Source organism: Micromonospora sp. NPDC048842 (assembly GCF_040649935.1).
Classification (GTDB): Bacteria; Actinomycetota; Actinomycetes; order Mycobacteriales; family Micromonosporaceae; genus Micromonospora; species Micromonospora hortensis.
This window is the reverse complement of the sequence record NZ_JBEZGK010000004.1, coordinates 116,906-141,543: the sequence shown is the minus strand read 5'-3', so window position 1 is coordinate 141,543 and position 24,638 is coordinate 116,906. Positions and strand designations below refer to the sequence as shown.

19 protein-coding genes are annotated in these 24,638 nt (G+C 72.3%); 7 read left to right on the top strand and 12 right to left on the bottom strand.

Annotated elements, in window-relative coordinates; genetic code table 11:
• The first annotated feature begins 36 nt into the window (after positions 1–36).
• Positions 37–2,928 (top strand): AAA family ATPase, encoded by a 2,892-nt coding sequence (locus tag AB0C19_RS07710; RefSeq protein ID WP_357181027.1) that lies wholly within the window; start codon positions 37–39, stop codon positions 2,926–2,928.
• A 44-nt stretch (positions 2,929–2,972) separates the two neighbouring features.
• Here AB0C19_RS07710 and AB0C19_RS07705 read toward each other — a convergent pair whose 3' ends face one another.
• Both AB0C19_RS07705 and lipA read right to left on the bottom strand, forming a co-directional pair.
• Entirely contained in the window at positions 2,973–4,691 is a 1,719-nt protein-coding gene (locus AB0C19_RS07705; RefSeq protein ID WP_357181024.1) for a hypothetical protein, read from the bottom strand.
• Positions 4,692–4,744: 53 nt separating this feature from the next.
• Complete coding sequence (lipA, locus tag AB0C19_RS07700) at positions 4,745–5,740, bottom strand: lipoyl synthase (protein ID WP_357181021.1); 996 nt, start codon at positions 5,738–5,740, stop codon at positions 4,745–4,747.
• A gap of 453 nt (positions 5,741–6,193) precedes the next feature.
• Between lipA and aspS the strand changes: the two genes are divergently transcribed.
• Positions 6,194–7,480 (top strand): aspartate--tRNA(Asn) ligase, encoded by a 1,287-nt coding sequence (gene aspS, locus AB0C19_RS07695; RefSeq protein ID WP_357181018.1) that lies wholly within the window; start codon positions 6,194–6,196, stop codon positions 7,478–7,480.
• Between the two features lie 38 nt (positions 7,481–7,518).
• Here the strand turns inward: aspS and lipB are convergent, their stop codons facing one another.
• The 3 genes from lipB to AB0C19_RS07680 form a co-directional block, all read right to left on the bottom strand.
• Positions 7,519–8,160 carry a lipoyl(octanoyl) transferase LipB gene (gene lipB, locus AB0C19_RS07690; protein WP_357181015.1) on the bottom strand — a complete coding sequence of 214 codons (642 nt, stop codon included), beginning with the start codon at positions 8,158–8,160 and terminating at the stop codon, positions 7,519–7,521.
• Between the two features lie 97 nt (positions 8,161–8,257).
• On the bottom strand, positions 8,258–9,559 hold the full coding sequence (locus AB0C19_RS07685) for a hypothetical protein (protein ID WP_357181012.1): 1,302 nt from the start codon (positions 9,557–9,559) through the stop codon (positions 8,258–8,260).
• A gap of 57 nt (positions 9,560–9,616) precedes the next feature.
• Positions 9,617–11,449, bottom strand: a complete 1,833-nt coding sequence (locus tag AB0C19_RS07680) for a DUF2079 domain-containing protein (protein ID WP_357181009.1) — start codon at positions 11,447–11,449, stop codon at positions 9,617–9,619.
• A gap of 217 nt (positions 11,450–11,666) precedes the next feature.
• On the opposite strand from AB0C19_RS07680, the gene AB0C19_RS07675 reads away from it, so the two are divergent.
• A complete protein-coding gene (locus AB0C19_RS07675) occupies positions 11,667–12,884 on the top strand; it encodes a PHB depolymerase family esterase (protein WP_357181007.1) in 1,218 nt (405 codons plus the stop codon).
• A 124-nt stretch (positions 12,885–13,008) separates the two neighbouring features.
• Here AB0C19_RS07675 and AB0C19_RS07670 read toward each other — a convergent pair whose 3' ends face one another.
• Together AB0C19_RS07670 and AB0C19_RS07665 are read right to left on the bottom strand one after the other, a co-directional pair.
• The gene (locus AB0C19_RS07670) at positions 13,009–13,923 is read right to left on the bottom strand and encodes an LLM class flavin-dependent oxidoreductase (protein WP_357181004.1); all 915 of its coding nucleotides are present in this window, start codon (positions 13,921–13,923) and stop codon (positions 13,009–13,011) included.
• A 182-nt stretch (positions 13,924–14,105) separates the two neighbouring features.
• Positions 14,106–15,005, bottom strand: a complete 900-nt coding sequence (locus tag AB0C19_RS07665; RefSeq protein WP_357181001.1) for a TIGR01777 family oxidoreductase — start codon at positions 15,003–15,005, stop codon at positions 14,106–14,108.
• A gap of 320 nt (positions 15,006–15,325) precedes the next feature.
• Here AB0C19_RS07665 and AB0C19_RS07660 point away from each other — a divergent pair, with 320 nt between their 5' ends.
• Positions 15,326–16,177, top strand: coding sequence for an NmrA family NAD(P)-binding protein (locus tag AB0C19_RS07660; RefSeq protein WP_357180998.1), 852 nt, complete (start codon positions 15,326–15,328; stop codon positions 16,175–16,177).
• A 30-nt stretch (positions 16,178–16,207) separates the two neighbouring features.
• Here AB0C19_RS07660 and AB0C19_RS07655 read toward each other — a convergent pair whose 3' ends face one another.
• Positions 16,208–17,206 (bottom strand): aldo/keto reductase, encoded by a 999-nt coding sequence (locus tag AB0C19_RS07655; protein ID WP_357180995.1) that lies wholly within the window; start codon positions 17,204–17,206, stop codon positions 16,208–16,210.
• Positions 17,207–17,262: 56 nt separating this feature from the next.
• On the opposite strand from AB0C19_RS07655, the gene AB0C19_RS07650 reads away from it, so the two are divergent.
• A complete protein-coding gene (locus AB0C19_RS07650) occupies positions 17,263–17,649 on the top strand; it encodes a MerR family transcriptional regulator (RefSeq protein WP_357180992.1) in 387 nt (128 codons plus the stop codon).
• On the opposite strand, the gene AB0C19_RS07645 is transcribed toward AB0C19_RS07650, so the two are convergent.
• Positions 17,646–18,140, bottom strand: coding sequence for a hemerythrin domain-containing protein (locus AB0C19_RS07645; RefSeq protein WP_357180989.1), 495 nt, complete (start codon positions 18,138–18,140; stop codon positions 17,646–17,648). The genes AB0C19_RS07650 and AB0C19_RS07645 overlap by 4 nt on opposite strands.
• 102 nt (positions 18,141–18,242) lie before the next feature.
• Positions 18,243–19,580 carry a low temperature requirement protein A gene (locus AB0C19_RS07640; protein ID WP_357180986.1) on the bottom strand — a complete coding sequence of 446 codons (1,338 nt, stop codon included), beginning with the start codon at positions 19,578–19,580 and terminating at the stop codon, positions 18,243–18,245.
• A gap of 152 nt (positions 19,581–19,732) precedes the next feature.
• Between AB0C19_RS07640 and AB0C19_RS07635 the strand changes: the two genes are divergently transcribed.
• Entirely contained in the window at positions 19,733–20,668 is a 936-nt protein-coding gene (locus tag AB0C19_RS07635; RefSeq protein WP_357180983.1) for an SDR family NAD(P)-dependent oxidoreductase, read from the top strand.
• 63 nt (positions 20,669–20,731) lie between these two features.
• On the opposite strand, the gene sucB is transcribed toward AB0C19_RS07635, so the two are convergent.
• On the bottom strand, positions 20,732–22,564 hold the full coding sequence (gene sucB, locus AB0C19_RS07630; RefSeq protein ID WP_357180980.1) for a 2-oxoglutarate dehydrogenase, E2 component, dihydrolipoamide succinyltransferase: 1,833 nt from the start codon (positions 22,562–22,564) through the stop codon (positions 20,732–20,734).
• Between the two features lie 67 nt (positions 22,565–22,631).
• Positions 22,632–24,023 (bottom strand): dihydrolipoyl dehydrogenase, encoded by a 1,392-nt coding sequence (lpdA, locus tag AB0C19_RS07625; RefSeq protein ID WP_357180977.1) that lies wholly within the window; start codon positions 24,021–24,023, stop codon positions 22,632–22,634.
• A 178-nt stretch (positions 24,024–24,201) separates the two neighbouring features.
• Here lpdA and AB0C19_RS07620 point away from each other — a divergent pair, with 178 nt between their 5' ends.
• Complete coding sequence (locus AB0C19_RS07620; RefSeq protein ID WP_238686655.1) at positions 24,202–24,531, top strand: hypothetical protein; 330 nt, start codon at positions 24,202–24,204, stop codon at positions 24,529–24,531.
• Positions 24,532–24,638 lie beyond the last annotated feature (107 nt).

Genomic DNA, 24,638 nt, shown 5'->3' with positions numbered 1-24,638 from the left:
GCCGGCGGGACGGGCCGCCATGGCATGCTCGAACACGTGACCGTACGCGCCGCCAGCTCAGTCCTCGTCGGGCGCCACCGCGAGACCGCGGCGCTGCGGGACGCGCTGGGCCGGGCGCGGGCCGGCGAGCCGACCACAGTGCTGGTCGGCGGCGAGGCGGGTGTGGGTAAGACCCGGCTGCTGGAGGAGTTCGCGGGCTGGGCCACCGACGGCGCGTCGCGGGTGCTCGTCGGCCAGTGCCTGGAGCTGGGCGAGGCGGGTCTGCCGTTCGCGCCGTTCGCCGCAGCGTTGCGCGCGGTGCTCCGCGCCGACGGCCCCGAGGTCTTCGCCGGCTACGAGGCGGAGTTCGCTCCGCTCCTGCCGGAGCTGGGCCGCGCCTCCGCGGCGCTGACCACCCCGCGCGCGGTCCCGCTCAGCGACGCCCCGCGCGGCTACCTGTTCGACCTGGTCGCCGAGCTGTTCCAGCGGCTGGCCGACGCTCGCCCACTGGTCCTGATCATCGAGGACCTGCACTGGGCCGACCGTTCCACCCGCGACCTGATCGGCTTCCTCGTCCGGGCGGCGAGGCCGGGCCGGCTGCTGCTGGTCTGCACCTATCGCACCGACGAGTTGCAGCGTGGGCATCCGCTGCGCCCGTTCCTCGCCGAGCTGGATCGGGCGCGGGGCGTGGAGCGGGTCGAGCTGGCTCGCCTGGACCGCGACGGCACCGCCGCGATCCTCGCCGACCTGCTCGGTGCCGAGCCGCTCGCCCGCGCCGTCGACGATGTCCACGACCGCACCCAGGGCAACCCCTTCTTCATCGAGGAGTTGGCCGTCGCCGGTGACCCGATCGGCTGCGCGGCGCTGCCCGAGACGCTGCGTGACCTGCTGCTGGCCCGGGTGGACCGGCTCCCCGAGCAGGCGCAGCGGGTGTTGCGGATCGCGGCCGCCGGCGGCACCCGATTCGCCCATGACCTGCTTGCCGAGGTCGCCGGGCTGCCCGAAACCGAGCTGGAGGACGCGTTACGCGCCGCCGTCGCCGCCCAGTTGGTGGTGGCCGACCGGGACGGTGACTACGAGTTCCGACACGCGCTGGTCCGCGAGGCCGTACACGACGAGTTGTTGCCCGGTGAGCACGCCCGGCTGCACGCCCGCTTCGCCGCCGCCATCGAGGCCCAGCCGCATCTGGTCGCCGCCGGCCGGGCCCCGGCCGAGATCGCCCACCACTGGCACGCCGCGCACGACCACCCGCGCGCCCTCGTCGCCGCACGAGCCGCCGCGTGCGCCGCCGCCGACCGGTACGCGTACGCCGAGCAGCGCCGACTGCTGGAGCGGGCGCTGGAGTTGTGGGAGCTGGTGCCGGACGCCGCCGACCTGCTCGGCATGGACCACCTCGCGTTGCTGGAGCAGACCCTCGACGCCGCGGTCACCGCAGGCGACTTCAGTCGGGCCATCACCCTGACCCGGGCCGGGCTGGCCGAGGTGGACGCCGACGCCGCGCCGCTGCGCGCCGCCCGCCTGCTGGACCAGCGCGGTCGACTGATGGCCCTGCTCGGCAAGAGCGACGGCAGCCGCGAGCTGGATGAGGCGTATCGGCTGGCGGCCGGTGGCCCGCCCGGCGGGGAGCGGGTCCGGCTGCTCGCCGACATCGCCACCCACCTGGTCAAGATCGACCCGCAGAAGGCGGCCCGGGTGGCAGCCGAGGCCGCCACCGACGCCGAGGCGCTCGGAGAACACGTGGCCCTGCTGTCGACGCGGATCGCGTTGCTCTGCCACGGCGAGCGGGACCTGACCGGCGGGCTGGCCGAGCTGGGCCGGGCGGCCGCCGCCGCCCGTGCGGCGGGGGACGCGCCGACCCTGGTGCTCGCCATGGTGTTCGAGTCGGACATGCTCTGCGAGTTGGGCCGCTACGCCGAGTCCGCCCAGGCCGCCGAGGCCGGTGTGGCCGAGGCGCGACGGGTGGGGATCAGCCGCTCCACAGGGGCGTACCTGCTCTCCAACCGGGCCGAGGCGCTCATCGCGCTGGGTCGGTGGGACGAGGCCGAGGCGGTCTGCGCGGAGGCCGCCCGGATCGACCTGTCCGGTGTCACAGGTCTGCACTGGCTCCAGTTGGGTGCCGGGCTGCGGCTGGCCCGTGCCCATCCGGGCGCCGACGAGCTGGTCGACCGGGCGCTCACCTTCCTCAATCGACCGTACCTGTGGCCGAACCACCGCCTGCCCCTGCACGAGTTGGCGATCGAGGCGGCGCTGGCCGCGGACGACAAGGTCGAGGCGGTACGGGCGGCCCGCGTCGCTGTGGTCGACGAGAGCCTGCCGCAGCTGGCCCGGGAAGGTTGGCCGGTGCTCAGCGCCGCCGCGCGTACCGCGGCCCGGGTGGGTGACAGGGAGATGGCGGCGGCGGTGGCGGCGCTCGCCACCGCCCTGCCGGCGCGGCACCCGGCGGCCCGTGCGCACGCCGCCCAGGTCACCGCGTTGCTCGCGGTCGGGGACCAGGCGCTGCCGGCGTGGCGTGCGGCGGTCGACGCGTGGCGGGCCGACGGGCAGCCCTACCCGTTGGGCAGGGCGCTGCTGGCACTGGCCGAGGCGACCGCCGCAGCCGGGGAACGTGACGAGGCGGCGGCAGCGGTCACCGAGGCCACCGAGATCGGCCGGCGGCTGGGCGCGACCCCACTGGTCGAGGCGGCCGCCACCCTGGCGCGGCGGGTCGGCCTGCGCGCCGGGGGCGGGGCCGGCGCGGACCTGCTGACCGCCCGGGAGCGGGAGGTGCTGCGCCTGGTTGCCGAGGGGCACAGCAACAGCCGGATCGCCGAGCGGCTGTTCATCTCGCCGAAGACGGCAAGCGTGCACGTCTCCCGGATCATCGCGAAGCTGGGTGTGACCAACCGGGTGGAGGCCGCCGCCCTGGCCCACCGCCTCGGCCTGCTCACCGAGACCGCCGCGCCGCGCTGACGCGCACCGAGGCCACCGCGCCGCGCTGACGTGGGCCGCCGAGGTCAGCGCGGCAGGTAGATGCGCCAGCCCTCGATGGTGACCAGGTCCAGGCTGCCCGGCGTGACTCGCTGCCGCTCGTCGAGCACCTCCGCCAGGGGTGAGCCGGCCGGCGCGACCCAGGCCGGTGCCGCCGCGCTGTCCACCTCCCGCCGGTACGCGGGGTAGCGGTCGAAACCGGGGCGCAGTGTGTCGTCGACGACCGCGCAGACCACCTGTTCCGCGCTGGCGAAGGTGAGCCGGTTGCAGGTCCAGTAGCCGGCGCGCACGTGCCGTACGCCGAGCTGACGCAAGGTGCTCACCAACTCGGTGTGCCGGGCCTCGGCTGCCCGGGTCGCCGGGACGGTCTGCGCCGCCCGCCAGGTGGCGTGGGCCGCGGTACCAAGCGTGGCGGCGAGCAACACCACAGCTACCGACCGGGCCAGTGTCGACCCGACGCCGCGTCGGCCGGTCGCCGCCGTTCGCAGCCCGTGCCGGGCCACCGTCCACACCGGCCAGAGCAGCGCCGGCAGGGAGATGAGCAGGCAGGACAGGTAGCGGGAACTCTCCACCGGGGTGAGCCCGGCGGAACTGCTCACCGTGTACGCGCCGAGGGTGGCAACCGCGGCCAGCACGAGCGCCAGCCGTGCTGCCGCCGCCACCCGAGGCGACACCGCGGCGGGGCCGACAGCGGCGGGGTCAGCAGGGTCGGGGTCGGGAGAGCGCAGGGCGCGCCAGGCGGTGGCGGCGGCGATGGCCAGCAGGAGTGGCAGGGCGAGCGCCCACCACAGTTGCCAGGTGGCGCACTGGCCGGGAGCGCAGAAGCCCATGCCCAGCGGCGGGCCGAGCACCAGGCCGCCGTGCAGTCGGTCCGACCAGCCCGCTGTGGCGTTCGCACCGCTGGCGGCGAGCACTGCGTGCAGCGGGTTGCGCGCGGTCAGCAGGCTGTGCAGCAGCAACGGGGCCGCCCCCAGCACGGCCGCCGCCCCGAGTAGCGCCCCGGCGGCACCCCACAGCTCCCGGCGGCAGAACCCGACGAGGACCGCGCCGGTCGCCGCGACGTACGGCAGCACGAGCGGGTCGACCCAGAGCATCAGTCCGGCCAGGAACCCCCACGCGGCCCAGCGCGCCAGCCGCCAGCCGGGTCGCCCGGCGCCGGCCGTCGGCCCGTCGGGTCGCCCAGCGTCGGCCGATCGCCGCCCCGGTCGACCGGCGGCCAGATCCACTGCGAGCAGGGCCAGCGCCGCCCCGGCCGCGTTCATCTCGGGGTAGCCGCCGCCGGCGATCAGCTGGTTCTTGACGATCCGGTCGGAACCGAGGGCCAGCAGCGCCACCATCAGCAGCCCGAACCACCGGTCCCCGGTCAGCCGCAGCGTCAACCGCCAGGCCAGCAGCAGGAACAGCGCGTACAGGGCCAGCGTGGGCAACCGCAGTCCGAGCAGCGACGGCCCACCGGCGAGGGCGAACACCGGCGCGGCCAGGTACGCCTCCAGCGTGCCCATGTACTGCTGGCCGTAGAACCAGACCGGGAAGCCCTCACCCCGGGCGATGTGCAGCGCGGCCAGCCCCATTGTGGCCTCGTCGCTGTTGGTCGGCGGGGCGGCGTGCAGCAGCAGCCAGAGCCGGTAACCCACCCCGGCGAGCACTGCCAAGCCGGTGAGCCAACCGACCAGGCCGGGACGTGCGCCGGGTCGGGGGTGCGGCGAGTCGGCGCCGCGCGGCTGCTCGCGTACGCCGACGGTCATCACAGGATCATGACACCCGGACGCCGAACGACCGTGCGGCGCTGCCGGCGGAGTCAGCCGGCGGTGGCGACCGAGGCGGCGGCGCGGGCGTCGATGGCCTGCTTGTAGAGCCGGCCGGCCCGGTACGACGAACGCACCAGAGGCCCGCTCATCACCCCGGCGAAGCCGATCTCCTCGGCCTCATCGCGCAGCTCCACGAACTCCTCCGGCTTGACCCAGCGGGTCACCGGGTGGTGCCGGGGCGAGGGGCGCAGGTACTGGGTGATGGTGATCAGCTCGCAGCCGGCCTCGTGCAGGTCGCGCAGCGCCTGCGAGACCTCGGCCCGCTCCTCGCCCATGCCCAGGATCAGGTTGCTCTTGGTGACAAGGCCGTCGGCGCGGGCCTGCCGGATCACGTCCAGCGACCGGTCGTAGCGGAACGCCGGCCGGATGCGCTTGAAGATGCGCGGCACTGTCTCCACGTTGTGGGCCAGCACCTCGGGACGGGAGCTGAAGACCTCGGCCAACTGCTCGGGGACGGCGTTGAAGTCCGGGATCAGCAGCTCGACGCCGCAGCCGGGCTGCAGGGCGTGGATCTGTCGGACGGTCTCGGCGTACAGCCAGGCGCCGCCGTCGGGCAGGTCGTCACGGGCGACACCGGTGATGGTGGCGTACCGCAGCCCCATCGAGACCACCGACTCCGCGACGCGACGCGGCTCGTCGGCGTCGAACTCGGCCGGCTTGCCGGTGTCGATCTGGCAGAAGTCGCAGCGCCGGGTGCACTGGTCACCGCCGATGAGGAAGGTGGCCTCCCGGTCTTCCCAACACTCGTAGATGTTGGGGCAGCCGGCCTCCTGGCAGACGGTGTGCAGCCCTTCGCGCGAGACGAGCCCGCGCAGTTGGGTGTACTCCGGGCCCATCTTGGCCTTGACCTTGATCCATGGCGGTTTGCGCTCGATCGGCGTCTCGGCGTTGCGCGCCTCGATCCGCAGCAGGCGCCGCCCCTCGGGGGCCGCCGTTGCGGTGCGCGCTGCCTGGCCGGTCGTCGGCGCGGAGTGCTCGATCGTCACGAAAATGAGCCTACGCCGGACGGCAGGTGTCTATGTGCGTCAGGCGACCGGCGTCACGCCCCAAACGTTGTGACGCCGGACACCGGCCGGTCGGAAAAGGGCGTCACAGACCGGGGAATCGGGTGCTACGGTCGCCGGCAACAGCGACGACGGAGCCGAGTAGCCCCCGACCCGCCAGTGCAGAGAGCCGCCGGTGCTGAGAGGCGGTCTGGCACCGGGGCGCGAAGACCCTCCCGAGCTGCGGGAAGAACGGCCGCGGGTCACCCGCGCCCAGTAGAGCCCGCCCGGCTGGCCCCGGTCATCAGGCGACGAACGAGGCCCCCGCTCCGGCGGGGGCGAAGGTGTGGTGGCACCGCGAGGTTCCCGCTCGCCCACACCTCCCTGGGGCTGATGCGACGCTTTCGCCACCCCGGGGCGGCGACGGCGTCGCGATCGACCGAGGAGCAGTACGCCATGCAACGAACCCTGTCCCAGCAACTGCCCGCCAGGATCGGCACGACAGTGCGGATCGCCGGCTGGGTGCACCGCCGCCGACTGCTCAAGTCGGTGGCCTTCCTGATCGTGCGGGACGCCACCGGCCTGGCCCAGGTGGTCGTCACCGACCCGGGCGTCCGCGCCGAGCTGGAGAAACTCACCGAGGAGACGGTCGTCGAGGTCACCGCGACGGCCACCGCGAACGGCACGGCACCCGCCGGGGTCGAGCTGACCGACCCGACGGTACGTCTCCTCGGGCCGCCCGCCGTGCCGCCACCGTTCGACCTGTACCGGCCGGCGCTCACCGCGAGCCTGCCCACCCAGCTCGACAACGCGCCCACCGCGCTGCGGCACCCCACCCGCTCGGCCGCGCTGCGGATCTCGGCGGCAGCGGTGGCGGGGTTCCGGGCCGCACTCGACGCCCAGGACTTCGTGGAGGTCCACACGCCGAAGGTGGTCAGCTCCAGCACCGAGAGCGGGGCGAACGTGTTCGCGCTGGACTGGTTCGGCCGACCCGCCTACCTGGCCCAGTCACCGCAGTTCTACAAGCAGCTGATGGTCGGCGTCTTCGAACGTGTCTACGAGGTGGGGCCGGTCTTCCGGGCCGAACCGCACGACACCGTCCGGCACCTCGCCCAGTACACGTCGCTCGACGCGGAGTTGGGCTTCGTCACCGACCACCGGGACGTGATGCGCGTGCTGCGCGACACAGTGGCCGGGATGCTGGACGCGGTGAGCGGGCGAGCCGGCACCGCTCTCGCGACCCTCGGCGTCACGCCGCCGCAGGTGCCGGCGGAGATCCCGGCGGTGCACTTCACCGAGGCGCTGACGATCGCCGGCGCGCCCGCCGACGAGCCGGACCTCGCGCCCGCCCACGAACGGGCGCTGGGGGAGTGGGCACTGCGCGAACACGGGTCGGACTTCCTCTTCGTCACCGGCTACCCGATGGCGAAGCGGCCCTTCTACACCCACCCGGACCCGGCGCGGCCCGCGTACTCGAACGGGTTTGACCTGCTCTTTCGTGGCCTGGAGTTGGTCACCGGCGGGCAGCGGCTGCACCGGCACGCCGACTACCTGGCGGCGTTGACGGCCCGGGGTGAGCCGGTCGAGCCGTACGTCGGCTACCTGGACGCGTTCCGCCACGGCATGCCACCGCACGGCGGTTTCGCCATCGGCCTGGAACGGTTCGTGGCCCGGCTGGTCGGCGCGGCCAACATCCGGGAGGTCACCGCGTTCCCGCGTGACCTGCACCGACTGACGCCATGAGCGAGGCGGCCCCCGGCGACGCCGCCGGGGGCTGCCGCTCAGACCTTGATGAGGGTGGAGAGTCGGCGCTCGACCACCGGCAGCACGTCGGCGACGCTGATCGGGCGACCCAGCTCGGCGGAGAGCGAGGTGACGCCCGCGTCCCGGATGCCGCACGGCACGATCCGGTCGAAGTACGTCAGGTCGCAGTCGCAGTTGATCGAGAAGCCGTGCAGGGTGACGCCCCGGGCCACGCGGATGCCGATGGCCGCCACCTTGCGGGCCGGCCCCCGGTCGTCCTCGGGCACCCAGACGCCGCTGCGTCCTTCGATCCGGCCGGCGGTCAGCCCGAACTCGGCGCACACGTCGATGAGCAGCTCTTCGGTTCGGCGCACGTAGGCGACCACGTCCACCGGGTCGGGCAGGCGCAGGATCGGGTAACCGACGAGCTGCCCCGGGCCATGCCAGGTGATCTTGCCGCCACGGTCCACGTCGACGACCGGAGTGCCGTCCATGGGCCGGTCCCACGGTTCGGTGCGCTTGCCCGCGGTGTAGACGCTCGGGTGCTCCAGCAGGAGCACAGTGTCGCCACGCTCGCCAGCCACCACCGACTCGTGCAGGCGCCGCTGCTCGTCCCAGGCGGCCTGGTAGTCGAGCAGGCCGGCACGGACGGCCGTCAGGCCGGGGGTCGTCGTTGTCACGGCAACCAGCCTAGTCCCGCCAACGGCGATCATCCCTGGTGAGCCGCCTCACGAGGACCTCGTCGTGCCGGTCGCGGCACCGCTGGGCGGCTCGTTGTCACGCCGCGGCAGGGACCGTCGCAGCGCGGTGGCGGCGGATCCGGCGGACGACGAGAGCGATCGCGAGCAGCGTCGGCACTGCCAGCGTCAGGTAGACCCAGAGCGGCGCGGCGAACGGTGACGGCCGGGGCTCCGGCCCGCCGAACGCGGCCCGGCTCAGCAGGTCACCCGGCACCATCAGGTTGGTCGACCCGACTGGGGTGGTCACCAGCACCTCGCGACCGCCGTCGGGCGACAGCGCGGCGAGAAAGGCTTGCCGGTCCGTGTCCGCCTCGGTTTTGCTGGCATACCGCAGGAGCGGGTCGTCGCCGCGCCAGCCGATGATCCCGCTGACCGAGGTGCCAGCCGGCAGGGCCTGGCCGACCGCGCGACCGGTGGCAGTGTCCAGGAACTCGATCCGCCAGGTGCGCGCTGCCGCCTGCTCGGCCGTGCACGTGGGCCCGGCGCAGCCGTCGAAGGCGAGCAGCGCGAGCCGCCGGCCGTCGGGATGCCAGGCGGCCGGGCCGGCCAGCATCCGCCGGTCGCCCAGGTCGACCTGCCAGCGAGGACCGCCGCCGGCCGGGTCGAGGACCACCAGTCGCTGGCGGTCGGCGAGCCGGGCAGGCACGTCCGGCGAGCCGGTGACCGCCACCAGGTCACCTTCGGGTGACCAGGCCGCCCCGTTGTGGGCGGCGAAGATGCCGGCCGCGACCACCCGCTCGGTGCCCTGGTACGGGTCGACGACGAGCAGGTCGTCGGGCTTCTCAGGGTCGTTGAGCTGCTGGTTGTCCGGCCCGTAGCTGATCACTTGATCGTCGTTGTTGCGGGTGCCGAGCACGCTCCGCCCATCAGGTGACCACGCGAAAGGGTCCAGCCCGGGTTTCATGGTGCGGCGCTGCCGGCCGGTGGTGAGGTCCAGCAACTCGCCGGACTGCGGCCGCAGGTAGTGGCGCCCGTCGGGGGAGAGCAGCCCGTGCCCCTCGGCGATGCCGATCGGGATGATCCGGTAGGCGCCGTCTCGGGCGACCAGCACGCCTGTCGACTCGAAATAGCGGGTGCGGTCGGTGAAGAACACCAAGGCGGCCGGACCGGCCGGGCGTTGCCCCACCGTCGCCTGCCACAGCCACGGATCGCGCACCCGGCTCGGCACCACCCCGGCCGTGCTGTCGGCGGCCGTGCTGCCTGTGACAGTGCCCCCGCCGGCCGTGCTGCCGGTGACAGTGCTGCTCGCGGCCGTGGCGGCTGGCGTGCTGAGCGCGACGAGCCCCAGTGCGAGCCCGACCACTGCGCTACGCCGCAATCGCCCACCGGTCAATCTCATCGGCCCATTAGACGCGACGGCGGCCGGTCGTGTTGCCCCGGCGAGCCGCGTCGCGGTCTACCGGTCGGCAGGCGGGATGCGCCAGAGCCAGACGTCGTCGACCCGTTGCGGCTCGCCGAACAGGGCGGTGCCGGTACGCAGCAGCGCCTTCTCGTCGACCTCGAACTTCGCGCCGTGCACCTCGTCGGCGAGCACCACCGTCTCGATGCGCCAGTGCCGCAGGTCCGACTGGACCTCCCGGATCGTCCCGTCGGTGACGATGGGGACCAGCCCGGTGCGGCCGGCCTGGTCCATCAACGCGCTCAACGTGCGCGGCACCGGACCGATCCGGCCCCGCCCGTCCGGCCCGCCGGGGCCGAGGAAGAAGCCGCCCGGGATGGCGAACTCGCCCTGCCGGTGCGACAACGCGTACGCCTGCCAGCGCTGGCCGTCCGGGTAGATGTCCACGGTCAGCGGCACCGGGGTCAGCACCCCGTCGGGTGACACGTAGTCCCGCCACGTGCCGGAGGTGATGAAGCGGGGGATCGGCTCCCGCTCGTCGGTGAGCAGTGGGGTGGGCAGCAGCGGCACCAGGGCCACCGCGAAACCCAGCAGCCAGGCCAGTTCCGTGGAGCGGTGCCGGGGCGGAGCGGCGCGCAACTGGTCGACGGCGTACGCCAGCAGCAGCCCGACCACCGGCGCGACCACCAGCGCCAGCCGGGCCGGCAGCGCGGCGTTGACCACCGGCAGTTGGCCGACCAGGTCGAACGGCATGGGCAGATCGGTGCGTCGGCCATCGACCTTGGCGACCGGTCCGAACGAGAGCACCGTGAAGATCAGAGCGAGGGCGCCCAGCGCCCAGAGGGTGGCCCGGCGGTGCGGGTCGGCCCGCCGCCAGAGCACGACGAAACAGATCACTGTGAGCACCAGCAGCGGGATGCCGAAGAACGAGTTCTCCTCGGTCGGGTTCGGCGCGAGCGAGGTGCCCAGCCCGGCCTCGCCGGCCAGCGAGCGGCGTGGGAAGGCGGCGAACGCCGCGATGTCCTCGGAGTGGATCACCGGGTCGAAGCCGGTGCCGTGGAACCGTTGTGGCCCGGCGAAGTGCAACCACAAGGGGTACGACAGCAGCACACCGGCGACCACTGCTGTCACCCCGAGCCCGCGCAGGAAGGTGGGCAGCGCGGCGCGGGCCTCCACCCGGTTGGCCGGGTGCAGCGCCCAGATGGCGACGAACACCCCCAGCGCCAGCGCGGTGAAGAAGAGCCCTTCGGCGGCGATCGAGAAGGCCACAGCGACCAGCACGCCGAGGATCACCCCGTCCCGAAGCCAGTGCCCGGCGCGGCGTAGCGCGAACAGCCGCCAGATCAGCAGCGGCACCAGCCAACCGGCGGTCCAGTTCAGGTGCGCGTTGGCGTGCGACACCATGCCGGGGGAGTAGGCGATGAACAGGGCGCCGACCCCGGCGGCCAACTGGCTGCGGACCAGGTGCCGGGAGAGCAGCCAGTACCAGACCAGCGCGGTGGCGAGCAGGTTCAGGGTGAGGATCACCAGGAACGTCGCCGGCGGCCCGATCAGGTACGTGAGCGGGGCGAAGACCACCGCGTACACGGTGATCGTCGTGTTGACCGCGAGGTTCACGCCGTCCGGGACGTTGATCAGGTAGGTGAAGAGCGGGTTGTCCCAGTGGGTGACCGCGTGCCCACCGAAGGCCAACAGCCATTCGAACAGCGCCTGGTCGCTGGAGTTGACGGTGATGGTGCGGACGTTCGGATCCCGCCACAGCCCACTGGTCACCCAGACGGCGAGCGCGAGCGCCACCAGCACGACGATCAGGTCGGCCCGGCGGTCCCGGACGGTGCGCGGCGGCGACACGGGTGCGGGCCCTGTGGCCAGCGACGGGGAGGACGGCACGCAGCGGACGTTACCAACCGGACCTGGACGGGCCGGTCAGACCTGCAAGGACGGGACCGTTGGGGACGGATTCGACCCGCCACGTCGACGGTCTGACGTACACAGCGTCCGTCGTGAATGTGTGAGTGTGCCCCATGTCATAGGTGCGACACATCGTCGTAACGTCACGGCAACTCGACAGTGACCCAGTTCACAGTCTGCCCCTCAGGAGGCCGCCGTGCGCCGCTCCTCGTCCACCCTCACCCGGCTGCTCGGTGCGGTCGCCGGCCTCGCCCTCGCCGTCGCGGGCGCGGTCGCCGTCGCCGCACCCGCCCAGGCCGCCACCCTCACCCAGGTCACCGGGTTCGGCTCCAACCCCGGCAACCTCGCCATGTACGCCTACCGCCCGGACGGTCTGCCGGCCAACGCCCCGGCCGTCGTCCTGCTGCACGGCTGCACCCAGAACGCCTCCGGCTACTTCGCCAACTCCGGCTGGCAGAAGTACGCCGACCAGTGGAAGTTCGCCCTGATCGTCGCCCAGCAGCCCTCCGGCAACAACGCCAACTCGTGCTTCAACTTCTTCGAGGCGGGGGACACCACCCGAGGCCAGGGCGAGGCGCTGTCGATCAAGCAGATGGTCGACCACGCCAAGACGAACTACGGGGTGAACGGCTCCCGGGTCTACGTCAGCGGGCTCTCCGCCGGCGGGGCGATGAGCGCGGTCATGCTGGCCACCTACCCGGACGTCTTCGCCGCCGGATCGATCATCGCGGGAATCCCGTACCGCTGCGCCACCAGCATGGTCAACGCGTTCAGCTGTATGAGCCCGGGCGCGGACAAGACCCCGGCCGCCTGGGGCGACCTGGTCCGTGGCGCGTACTCCGGTTACACCGGCCCGCGACCCCGGGTGGCCATCTGGCACGGCACCTCGGACTACACCGTCGCACCGCTCAACGCCACCGAGTCCCGCGACCAGTGGACAAACGTGCGGGGCGTGTCGCAGACCCCGATCAGCACCTCGTCGCTGCCCGGCAACACCAGCCTCGAGGTGTACGGCAACGACGACGTACGCCTCTACCGGATCTCCGGGATGGGCCACGGCACCCCGGTCGATCCGGGCTCGGCGGCCGAGCAGTGCGGCACCGCTGGCGCGTACTTCCTGGACACCATCTGCTCGACGTACCGTGACGCGCTCTTCTTCGGTCTGAACGGCGGCGGGACCAACCCGACCCCGACCCCGACGGCCACCCCCACGCCGACCCCGACGGCCACCCCGACCGCGCCGCCGACCTGCGTGACGGCCAGCAACTACGCGCACGTGGCGGCCGGTCGGGCGTACCAGTCCGGCGGCTACGCCTACGCCAACGGCTCCAACCAGCGGATGGGCCTCTACAACACCTTCTACACCAGCGCCCTCAAGCAGACCGCCCCCAACCACTGGGTAGTCGGCTGCTAACCCCCCACCCCCCCTTCCCTCCTTCCCCCCTTGCCCCTGTTGATCAAGAGGTTTGCGTCATCCGGTAGCCGGAATCTGACGCAAACCTCTTGATCAACGGGGCTGTCGGCGGGGGGTGGGGGGCTCAGGTCAGGCGGGTTAGGACCGGCTCTAGCGTTTCCAGCGCATTGGTGCGGACCACGAACCGGGTCACCCCCCACCGCCGTTCGTGCTCGGCGACCGCCGTGACGATCTCGTCCACCGTGCCGATCAGCACGAACGGGGTGGCCAGCAGTTCGGCGGGCGTCATGCCGTTACGCCGGGCCTGTTCCGCGGCGACAGCCTCCGCGTCGTCGGTGACCACCACCGTCTGCACCAGTGCCTCCAGCGCCGGCGGGTCAGCTCGGCCGGCCGCGCCGGCGGCCACGCAGGCCAACTGCGCCTCGATTTGGTCGGCCCGCCAGCGCGCCTCATGCTGGTGGCCGTCGGCGAGGGTACGTCCGAACCCGGTCAGCCCGACAACGTCGGCGTGCGCGCCGGCCCACCGCAGCAGCGTCGAGTTCGCCGTACCCATCGTCAGCGGAATCCGGTCCTGCACGGGCCGGGGTTCGCGCAGCACCGCCTCGCGCATCGTCAGCTCGGCCGAGTCGACGGTGACCGAGGCGCCGTCGAGCAGGGCGCGGACCGCCTCGGCGACGGCCACGCAACGGCGGACCCGCCCGGCCACGTCGGGGCGTTCCCGGCCCACCGCGCGCCACTCCGCCGGAGTGTGACCGGCGCCGACACCGAGCCGGGCCCGTCCGCCGGAGATCAGATCGAGGGTGGCCACGTCGGCCGCGAGCAGCATCGGCTCCCGTACGCCGAGGTTCGACACGTACGAGCCGAGCCCGATCGTCGAGGTGACCGGGGCGGCGGCGGCCAACGCGACGAACGGTGACGTCACGTCGCCGGGGTGGTCCGCGGCGAGGAGAGCGTCGAAGCCGGCGGTCTCGGCCCGACGGGCCAGCTCGGCCCAGCTCGTCGCGTCGGTCGGGGTGGCCTGGAGGGAGAAGGTCGCCATTGGTCAAGCATCGGCCCACGCTGGCCCACCAACGACCCGCCGACCGCCAATTCTGCCAACGGCCGAACCACCCCGGGGACGAACCCTGTCGATCATGAAGTTGTTGCCACGACACGCCGAGGCGAACGGCAATAACTTCATGATCAACGCGAACGGGGGCGGGACCGGGGGCGGGTTAAGGGTCAGGGGGTTAGGGCTGCTTGGAGGGCTTGGGGGAGGGTGGGGTGCTGGTAGGGGTAGGCGGCTCGGGCCAGGACTCCGGGGAGGACTCTGGTGCTGGTGAGGGCCTCGTGGGAGAAGCCGCCGAGGACCACCTTGAGCGCCAGCGCGGGGATCGGGATGATCGCCGGACGGTGCAGTTGCCGGGCCAGCTCGCGGGTGAACTCGGCGTTGGTGACCGGGTTCGGCCCCACCACGTTGACCGGGCCGGCGATGTCGTCGTGGTCGAGCAGGAAGCGGGTCGCGTTCAGCCAGTCGGCCATCGAGATCCACGGCAGCCACTGCCGGCCGCTGCCCAGCCGGCCGGCGATGCCCAGCTTGAACGGCAGCAGCTGCGGCTTGAGTAGCCCGCCGTCGCGGTCCAGCGGCAGACCGGTACGCAGCCGGACCACGCGTACCCCGGCGTCCTCGGCGGGCCGGGTCGCGGCCTCCCACACCCGACAGACGTCGGCCAGGAAGCCCTCGCCGGCCGGCGCGTCCTCCTCGACCGCCCGGTCGCCCGTGTTGCCGTACCAGCCGACGGCCGACGAGTTGAGCAGCACCCGGGGTCGGTCCGCAGCGGGCACCCCGGCGATGCTGGTCGCCAGCGTGGTGGTGCTGTCCACCCGGCTGGTGCGGATCAACCGGCGGTAGTCGTCGTTCCAGCGTTTGTCGCCGACGCCCGCGCCAGCCAGGTTGACCACGGCGTCGGCCTCGGCGACCACTGCGGGGTCGAGGTGCCCGGCGGCCGGGTCCCACCGACGCTCCTGCGAGTCGCGCGGCGATCGACGGACCAGCCGGGTGATCTGGTGCCCGTCCGCCGTGAGCCGGTCGGCCAGCCGGGTGCCGAGGAAGCCGGACGCGCCGGCCAGAAGGATCCGCATACCCCCATCTTCGTCCAGAACGGCGCGGACGGATGCGCGGCGCGGCCGACGTCACCGGCTGCGGGACGTACCGGCGAAAAAATTGCGCGGCTCGGCGAGCAGCATGGAAGACGCAGGTCAGCGGCTGTTCCGGGTACCGAAAAAGGCTGTCGCGCGCATTCGGCGCCGGTCGCGTTTCCGCAGGTCAGAGGGAACGTGAATGCAATGTTCGCGATTGCTTCCGGCATCGATCTGGCTGACCATGAGCCATCCGAGAGCGCCCCCGGAATGGCGGGATCGGCTCACCGTGCCCACCGTCGGGCGACAGCTGAGGAGGAACCATGCCGATCCTGGTGACCGGAGCGACCGGGACCGTCGGAGGCAGCCTGGTCCGGCAACTGGTGGCCGCCGGCCACGACGTACGCGCGCTGACCCGCGATCCCGCGTCGCCGGCGGCCGCCGCGCTGCCCAGCGGGGTGGAGGTGCTGGCGGGCGACTTCGCCAGGCCCGACACGCTGGCGCCGGCGCTGCGCGGCGTGACGCGCATGCACCTGGTCGCGATGGATGGGTACGGACCGCTGAGCACCGGTGCGGAGATCTTGGAGCTGGCCCGGAAGGCCGGCGTTCGTCGGGTCACCCACCTCGGTCACAACGATCCGAGCCGGGCCGACGACGACCCGCTCGAGGCCCCGCATCGGCCGCTGCACCGGGCGATCGAGAACTCGGGTCTGGAGTGGACGCACATTTTTCCCGGCGAGTTCATGGCGAACACCCGAGACTGGGCGCCCGCCATCCGGGCCGAGGGGGTGGTCCGGGCGCCGTTCGGTGACTGGAGCAGCGCCCTGGTCCACGAGGCGGACATCGCCGCGGTCATCCTGGCGGCGCTCACCGATGACGGCCATGCCGGCCAGGTCTACCAGCCGACCGGTCCGGAGCCGGTCCGGCGCCGGGACGCGGTCGAGATGATCGGTGCGGCGATCGGCCGCCCGGTCCGGTTCGACGAATTGACCCCGGAGCAGGCCCGGGAGTACTGGAAGGACGACTATCCCGCCGAGGTGATCGAGTGGTTCCTGGAGATGGGCCGGCATCTCGACGGCAACGCCTGGGTCGCCCCGGACGTCGAGCAGGTGACCGGCCGCCCGGGGCGCACGTTCCGGCAGTGGGCCGGCGAGCACGCTGACGACTTCCGCTGACGACGCCCGGGGCGTGGACCGGCCCGGTGATCAGGCCGCGGGGGCCGGACGAAGGTCGGCGAGGAGACGCTCCACCTCGGCGTACGACTCGGCACCCAGCGGGCCGAGCGTCAGGGTGGCCAGGTTCTCGTCGGCCTGGGCCACAGTGCGTAGGCCGGGAATCGGCACGGTACGGGGGCTACGCGCCAGCAGCCAGCCGAGTGCGCCCTGTGCGAGGGTGCGCCCGTCGGCGGTGAGCGCCGCGCGGACCTGGTCGACCCGGGCCGCCCAGCGCGGTGTCGGCCGGCCGTCGGTGAACCATTCCAGCCACTCCGGTGCCCGTCCACGCACGTCGTCCGCCCCGACCGCCCGGGTCGACCCGGTGAGCAGCCCCATCGCCAGCGGCCCACGGTTGAGGCTGGCCAGGTCGTGCTTGTCGCAGACCGCCAGCACCGCCGCGTTGTCGCGCAGCACCGACTCGTCGTGCTGGATCGCGGCGCAGTGCGGGCCGGCAGCCGCGAACGCCTCCGCCGAGGCCGGGTCGTCGGTGCTCCAGCCGTACGCCCGGATCTTGCCCTGGTCGACCAGGGCCTCCAGGGTGTCGACCAGATCGAGCGCGGCGGGCACCGGCAGTGCGTTGATGTGCAGTTGGTAGAGGTCGACGTGGTCGGTGCCGAGGCGGCGGAGCGAGTCTTCCAGGCTGCGCACCGCGAAGGCCGGGCTGGCGTCGGTGCCGAGCGCCCGCCGGGCGCCCTCCTCGCTGACGTTGCCGAACTTGGTGGCGATGACCACGCTGTCCCGCCGCCCGGCCAGGGCTTTGCCGAGGATCCGCTCGCTGTGCCCGGCGCCGTAGTTGCTGGCGGTGTCGAACAGGGTGACCCCGAGATCGAGCGCCCGGTGGACGGTGCGGATCGACTCGTCGTCGTCCACCTCGCCCCAGCCGAACGGCTGCCCGTCGTCACCCCAGAGCGGGCCGCCGATGGCCCAGCACCCCATTCCGATAGCGCTCACCGTGATGCCGCTGCGTCCCAGCGTCCGTGTCGTCGTCATGGTCACCAGCCTGCAATCTGGAGCGCGCTCCAGGTCAAGCACTAGCATCTCGCGACATGAGCGGTTACGCCCCTTCGGAGGCCGCCCGCCGCAGCGGCTTCAGCCTGGACACTCTGCGGTACTACGAGAAGATCGGCCTGCTCGCGGACGTGGAGCGTACGGCGGGCGGGCAGCGGGTCTTCACCGACGACGACCTCGGCTGGCTGGTGCTGTTCCGCTGCCTCCGCGACACCGGGATGCCAATCGCGCAGATGCGCCGCTACGCGCAACTGGCCCGCGACGGCGAGCACACCACCGACGAGCGGCACGAGTTGCTGTGCCACCACGCGGCGCGGGTCGAGGAACAGATGCGCCTGCTCCAGCGCCAGTACGACCACCTCCGGGAGAAGATCCGCTTCTACGAGCGACTGCCCGACACCGCGCCGGGGTCGGAGGCTGGCTAAAGGGGACCGGGCGCGGTCAGGCCGAGCAGGTCCTCTGTCGTCCCCTGTCGACCGGTGAGCGCGTTCAGGGCGGTGACCAGTCGCTTCTCCTCGTAACGGAAGTGCGACTCCAGCAGGGCGGCCAGCCCGCCCAGCTCGGCGCGCACCTGGTCGACAGGCACCGCCGCGTCGCCGCCCAGCAGTGCCTCGACCCGTTCCAGGATCCCCGCCACCACCTCGTGATCGGTGATCAGGTTGTCGATGACCGGGCGCAGCTCGGGGGCTTCCTCGGCCAGCAGCCGGAACGCGCCCGCGTCCTCACCGGTGTGGTGTCGGCCGAGCGCGGCACAGAAGGTCAGGCAGTGCGCCCGAAGATCCCGGGACGGGGTGTCGAGGCTTGCCTGTAACCGGGCCAGTTCCGCACTGAGCCAGAGGTGGATCTCGATCATCTGATTGCCGACGGCGGCGAGCCGGCCGGCCGGTGAACCGGTTGGGTGCACGTTTCGTCCCATGCTGTCCCCGCGCCTCCATGCCCTCGGCGGCCTTCGGGCCGGGTGCACTGCGACGCTGCACCGCAGTCTAGGGCCGGCGGGTCAGGCCCCCAAACCCGGGAATCACGGAGTGGTCGGTTCGTCGGTCTCCCGGACGTCGTGCCAGCGCGCCCGCCAGGCGGCCTCGTGGGCCTCGTGGCTGGTCCGCTCCTGGAAGACTGCGGCCCGCAGGGCGTGCCGGGACTGCGCCATCACCATCACCTCCACGGCCACCAGCGCCACGCAGATCACTGTCGCGAGGGTGAGCGCGCCCAGCGCCGGCAGGTGCTGGCCGACCGGGAGGGCCGCCGTGAGCACCACTATGACGCCGACGCGAGTCCAGCTGACGGTGTGCAGGGTGCGTAGTTGAAAGAGCAGGTTGACGGCGAAATAGCAGATCAACCCACCGAAGAGCATCGGCACCGCCGGCCCCTCGACCTTCTCGGCGATCCCGCCGACCGGGTCGGTGATCTTGTGCAGAACCTCCTCGTTGCCGATCGAGAAGAGGATCACCCCGGCGATCATCGGCAGGTAGAGATACGCGTACGCGTCGCGGGCCATCGCCACCCGGGGAGCGCCCTCCGCCGCGTGCAGGGCGATCCGGGCGGCCGGCCCGATGAAGTCGAAGTGCGCCCACCAGAGGGCCGCGGTGACCACGATGCCGAGCGCGGCGGCGGCCACCGCCGGCCAGGTGACCGGCTTGCCGAGCAGGTTGCCGCCCACGCCCGTCGAGATGATCGACTCGCCCAGCGCGATGATCAGGATGAGGTCGTAGCGCTCGGTCCAGTGCTCGGCGCTGGTCACCCCCCAGCCCCAGGTCCCGACGATGAAGCCGGTGGCGTACTGCACCACCACCACGGTGATCCACAGCCCGTCGCGGACCAGGGCGGCCCGATCGGGGTCGCTGATCTGCGGCGGGATGAGCGCGGCGGCCAGCAGCAGCACGATGCTCACCGCCAGCTCCGGGGCGAACCGCCGCAGTTGCCGCCGCTCCTGCGGGCTGTCCCGCACCACGTGCTGATAGAGGATCATGTGTACGGCCCGGACCACGACGTAGCTGATGGCCACCAGCATCGGGCCGGCGGCGCTCCCCTTCGGGTCGTTGAACGCCTGCGGAAGCGCCAGCGCGAACGCGAACAGGGCGACCATCGCGATCACCATGAGCACCGGGACGTAGCCCTCGCCGAGCCGGACCCGGGTGGCGACCAGGCTGTGCACCACCCAGATCCACCAGAGCACGGCGAGGACCAGGCCGGCGTGCAGCAGTTGCCGGCCGGAGATGTTCGCTGCGGTGGCCCGGGTGATGATGAAGAACGAGAAGACGAAGACCAGGTCGAAGAAGACCTCGAACTTGTCCACCCGGGCGCCGGGGGCGATCGGGACGGCCGGTCCCAGCTGTCCACCCCGCCGGTAGCCGCCCACGATTCCACTCTGGCAGCGTCCGGGCTGGTCGGAGGCCCGAACGGCGATGGCGACGGGGTCCGGCGTTACCTCCGGCCCGGGTCGGGGAAACAGCGGGGCCACGGCCTCCGCAGCGGGCCGGTCGGTCCGCCCACCCCGGACAAGGATGGACAATGACGACCAACAACCCGATCACAACCTCGTTCGCCCATCACTCCACTGCCATGGACGTGATCCGGGGCGTGGACCTCGTCGGGCGGCGGGCGATCGTCACCGGCGGGTCCTCCGGGATCGGCGTGGAAACCGCCCGCGCGCTGGCCAGCGCCGGCGCGGAGGTAACCCTGGCCGTCCGCAACCCCGACGCGGGTCAGCAGGCCGCCGACGACATCACCGCCACCACCGGCAACGACAGCGTCCTGGTCGCCCCGCTCGACCTCGCCGACCAGGGTTCGGTCGCCGACTTCGTGGCCAACTGGGACGGCCCGCTGCACATCCTGGTCAACAACGCCGGCATCATGGCCGCACCCCTGTCCCGCACCCCGCAGGGCTGGGAGATGCAGTTCGCCACCAACCACCTGGGGCACTTCGCGCTCGCCACCGGGCTGCGTCCGGCACTCGCCGCGGGCGACGGGGCCAGGATCGTCTCGGTCAGCTCCGCCGCCCACCTGCGCTCACCGGTGGTCTTCGAGGACATCCAGTACGACAAGCGGGAGTACGAGCCGTGGCAGGCGTACGGGCAGTCCAAGACGGCCAACGTGCTGTTCGCCGTGGAGGCCACCCGGCGCTGGGCCGACGACGGCATCCTCACCAACTCGCTGATGCCCGGCGCGATCCGGACCAACCTTCAGCGCTACGTGAGTGAGGAGGAGTTGGACCGGCTGCGCGCGGGCAACGCGGCGGCCTGGAAGACCGTCGAGCAGGGTGCCGCCACCTCAGTGCTGGTCGCTGCCTCGCCGCTGCTCGACGGGGTGGGCGGGCGCTACTTCGAGGACTGTCAGGAAGCCGCCCCCAACCAGCCCGGTGGGCGGACGGGAGTCGCGGCGTACGCGCTGGACCCGGAGGCCGCCGAGCGGCTCTGGAAGGTCTCGACCGAGCTGCTCAAGAGCTGAGGACCGCAGACGAAGGGGCGCCCCGGTCGACGACCGGGGCGCCCCTTCGGCGTTGCGGGAAGATCAGGCCAGGCCCAGCTCCGAATCGAAGTTGCCGGCCTCCAGCCGCTCCTTGACCGCGGTCAGGAAGCGGGCCGCGTCGGCGCCGTCGATCAGCCGGTGGTCGTAGGACATGGCCAGGTAGACCATCGACCGGACCGCGATGACCTCGCCCAGCTCCGGGTCGTTGACCACGACCGGACGCTTCACCACGGCGCCCGTGCCGAGCATCGCCGACTGCGGCGACGGCACGATCGGGGTGTCGAAGAGCGCGCCCCGGCTGCCCGTGTTGGTCAGCGTGAAGGTCGCCCCGGCCATCTCGTCCGGGGTGATCTTGTTGGCCCGGGTGCGCTCCGCCAGGTCGGCGATCCGCTTGGCGATGCCGCCCATGTTGAGGTCGCCGGCGTTGTGGATGACCGGCACGAGCAGCCCGCGCTCGGTGTCCACGGCGATGCCGAGGTGCTCGGCGGCCGGGTAGGTGATCGTGCCGCCGTCCAGGTCCATGCTGGCCTGGATGATCGGGTGGGTCTGCAGCGCCTCGATGGCGGCGAGGGCGAAGAACGGCAGGAAGGACAACTTCACGCCGTGCTTGGCCTGGAACGAGTCCTTCGCCTGGACCCGCAGCTTGGCGACCTTGGTGACGTCGACCTCGACGACAGTGGTCAGCTGCGCCGTCTCGTGCAGCGACTGCTGCATCCGCTTGGCGATCGTCGCCCGGATCCGCGGCAGCTTCTCCGTGGTGCCCCGCTTGGAGCTCGGCTGCGGCTTCGCGGCCGGCTTGGCCGGGGCCGCGGCGGCGGCGGGAGCGGCAGCCGGAGCGGCCTTGGCGGCCTTCGCCTTCTCGGCGGCCTCCAGCACGTCCTGCTTGCGGATCCGACCACCCACGCCGGTGCCGTTGAGCGCGGCCAGGTCGACGCCGTGCTCACTGGCCAGCTTGCGCACCAGCGGGGTCACGTACCCGGCGGCTTCCTCGCCGGCACCCGGCGCCGGGGCGGACGGGCGTGCCGGCGCCGAGGTCGACGCGGCCGGCTGGGCGGCCTGCTCGGTCTTCGCCGGCTGCGCCGAGCTCTCGGTCTCCGCGGCGGGCTCGCTGTACGAGGCGCCCTGCGTCGGCTCCTCGACCTTCGGCTCCGGCTTCGGCTCGGCCTTCGGCGCCGGCTTGGCCTCTGCCTTCGGCTCGGGCTTCGGCTCGGGCTGCGCCTGGGCGGGGGCACCACCGGCAGCGCCGATGATCGCCAGGTCGGCGCCGACCGCAGCGGTCTCGTCCTCGGCGACCTTGATCTCCAGCACCGTGCCGGCGACCGGCGACGGGATCTCGGTGTCCACCTTGTCGGTGGAGACCTCCAGCAGCGGCTCGTCGACCTCGATGGTCTCGCCGACCTGCTTCAGCCAGCGGGTGACAGTCCCCTCGGTGACGCTCTCGCCCAAGGCGGGCATCTTCACCGCGGTGCCCTCGCCCGACGAGGCGGCAGCCGGGGCCGGCGCCTCGGCCGGGGCCTCGTCCTGGGCCACCTCGTCGGCGGTGCCCTCGGCGGCGGCCGTCGGCTCGGCGGCCGGCTCGACCGACTCGGCCGGGGCCTGCTCCTGCGGGGCGGCCTCGCCACCGCCGGTCGACTCGCCCTCACCGGCGATGACTGCCAGCTCGCTGCCGACCTCGGCGGTCTCGTCCTCGCCGACCACGATCCGGCTCAGCACGCCGGCAGCGGGTGACGGGATCTCGGTGTCGACCTTGTCGGTCGAGACCTCGAGCAGGGGCTCGTCGACCTCGACCGTGTCGCCCTCCTGCTTGAGCCAGCGAGTGACGGTGCCCTCGGTGACGCTCTCGCCGAGCCGGGGCATGGTGACCGATACCGGCATTTTCTGAGACTCCTTCATTCCCCTGGTGGGATCTTCGCCCGTCGCCGGACGCCGCGGTTGTGGATGATCAGGCGTGCGCGTGCAGCGGCTTGCCGGCGAGGGCCAGGTGCGCCTCGCCCAGGGCCTCGTTCTGGGTCGGGTGGGCGTGCACGAGCTGGGCGACCTCCGCCGGGTAGGCCTCCCAGTTGTAGATGAGCTGCGCCTCACCGATCAGCTCACCCACCCGGGCGCCGATCATGTGTACGCCGACCACCGGGCCGTCCTCGACCCGGACCAGCTTCACGAAGCCGGTGGTCTTGAGGATCTGGCTCTTACCGTTGCCACCCAGGTTGTAGTTGTACGTCTTGACCTTGTCAGCGCCGTACTGCTCCTTGGCCTTGGCCTCGGTGAGACCCACCGACGCCAGCTCCGGATCGCAGTAGGTGACGCGCGGGATGCCGACCTCGTCGATCACGGCGGGGGTCTGCCCGGCGATCTCCTCGGCCACGAAGATGCCCTGCTGGAAGCCCCGGTGCGCGAGTTGGAGGCCGGGCACGATGTCGCCGACCGCGTAGACGTTCGGCACGCTGGTGCGCAGCCGCTCGTCGGTCAGCACGAAGCCGCGGTCCATCTTGACGCCCTGCTCCTCGTACCCGAGGTTGGCGGTGTTCGGGCCGCGACCCACGGCGACCAGCAGCAGCTCCGCCTCGACGGTCTCGCCGCCCTGGATGGTCAGCTTGACGCCGCTCTCGGTCTTCTCGACCTTCTCGAACGGCTTGCCGACCTTGAAGTTGATCTTCCGCTTGCGGAACGCCCGCTCCAGCGCCTTGGACGACTCCTCGTCCTCGGCGGCGACCAGCCGGGGCAGCGCCTCGACGATCGTCACGTCCACGCCGAAGGACTTCCACACGCTGGCGAACTCGACGCCGATCACGCCGCCACCGAGCACGATCACCGACGACGGCACCCGGTCCATCGTGAGAGCGTGGTCGCTGGTGATGATCCGCTCGCCGTCGACATCCAGGCCGGGCAGGCTCTTCGCGTACGAGCCGGAGGCCAGGACGATGTTGCGGCCGGTGTAACGCTTGCCGTCCACCTCGACCACGTTCTTGCCGACCAGCTTGCCGGCGCCCTCGACGATCGTGATGCCCTTGTTGCCCTTCAACATGCCCTGCAGGCCCTTGTACAGGCGGGCGATCACGCCGTCCTTGTACGAGTTGACCCCGGCCATGTCGATGCCGATCAGCTCGGCCTTCACGCCGAACTGCTCCGACTCGCGGGCCTGGTCGGCGATCTCGGCGGCGTGCAGCAGGGCCTTCGTCGGGATGCAGCCGTTGTGCAGGCAGGTGCCGCCGAGTTTGCCCTTCTCGACCAGCGCGACCTTCAGGCCCAGCTGGACGGCGCGCAGCGCGGTCGCGTAGCCGCCGCTGCCACCTCCGAGAATGACAATGTCGAAGGTCGCTTCGTTCGGCTCGCTCACGTCCAACTCCCAGGTCGCGTCGCTGCATCGGGGGTCACAGAGGTGTAACAGGGACACACCCCACCTCGGTCATCTTGTCACCACTGGGCACAGGGTGCGTACCGAGGTGCCCAACGACACGTCATCGACACGTACCCTTGGCACCGTTGTCGATGACGCACGGTGGGGGAGAGATCCGGTGGGCTTGTTCCGGCGCCGCAAACAGGCGGCTGTGCCGAGCCATGACCGCGCCGCCAGTCGCGGCGATCTGGACCATTTGGAGAACTTCATCCGGAGTCGGCGCGGCGTCGAGGCGTACATCGAACCCCGCACGACGGTGACGGAGACCACCGTCATCCTGATCGCCGACGACGGGGAGTGGACCCGTCGGCGCATCGACGGCCCGGACGGCGCCCGGCGCTTCGCGTACCGGATGGGCATCCCGGTGTACGACGTCCGGCTGATGGGCTACCCGCAGCGGATGCGCGACTTCAACGAGCGGCGCAAACGTCGCCCCGAGCGGCACTGAGCCACGCGACCCGAGCGGCACTGAGCCACGCGACCCGAGCGGCACTGAGCCACGCGACCCGAGCGGCACTGAGCCACGCGACCCGAGCGGCACTGAGCCACGCGACG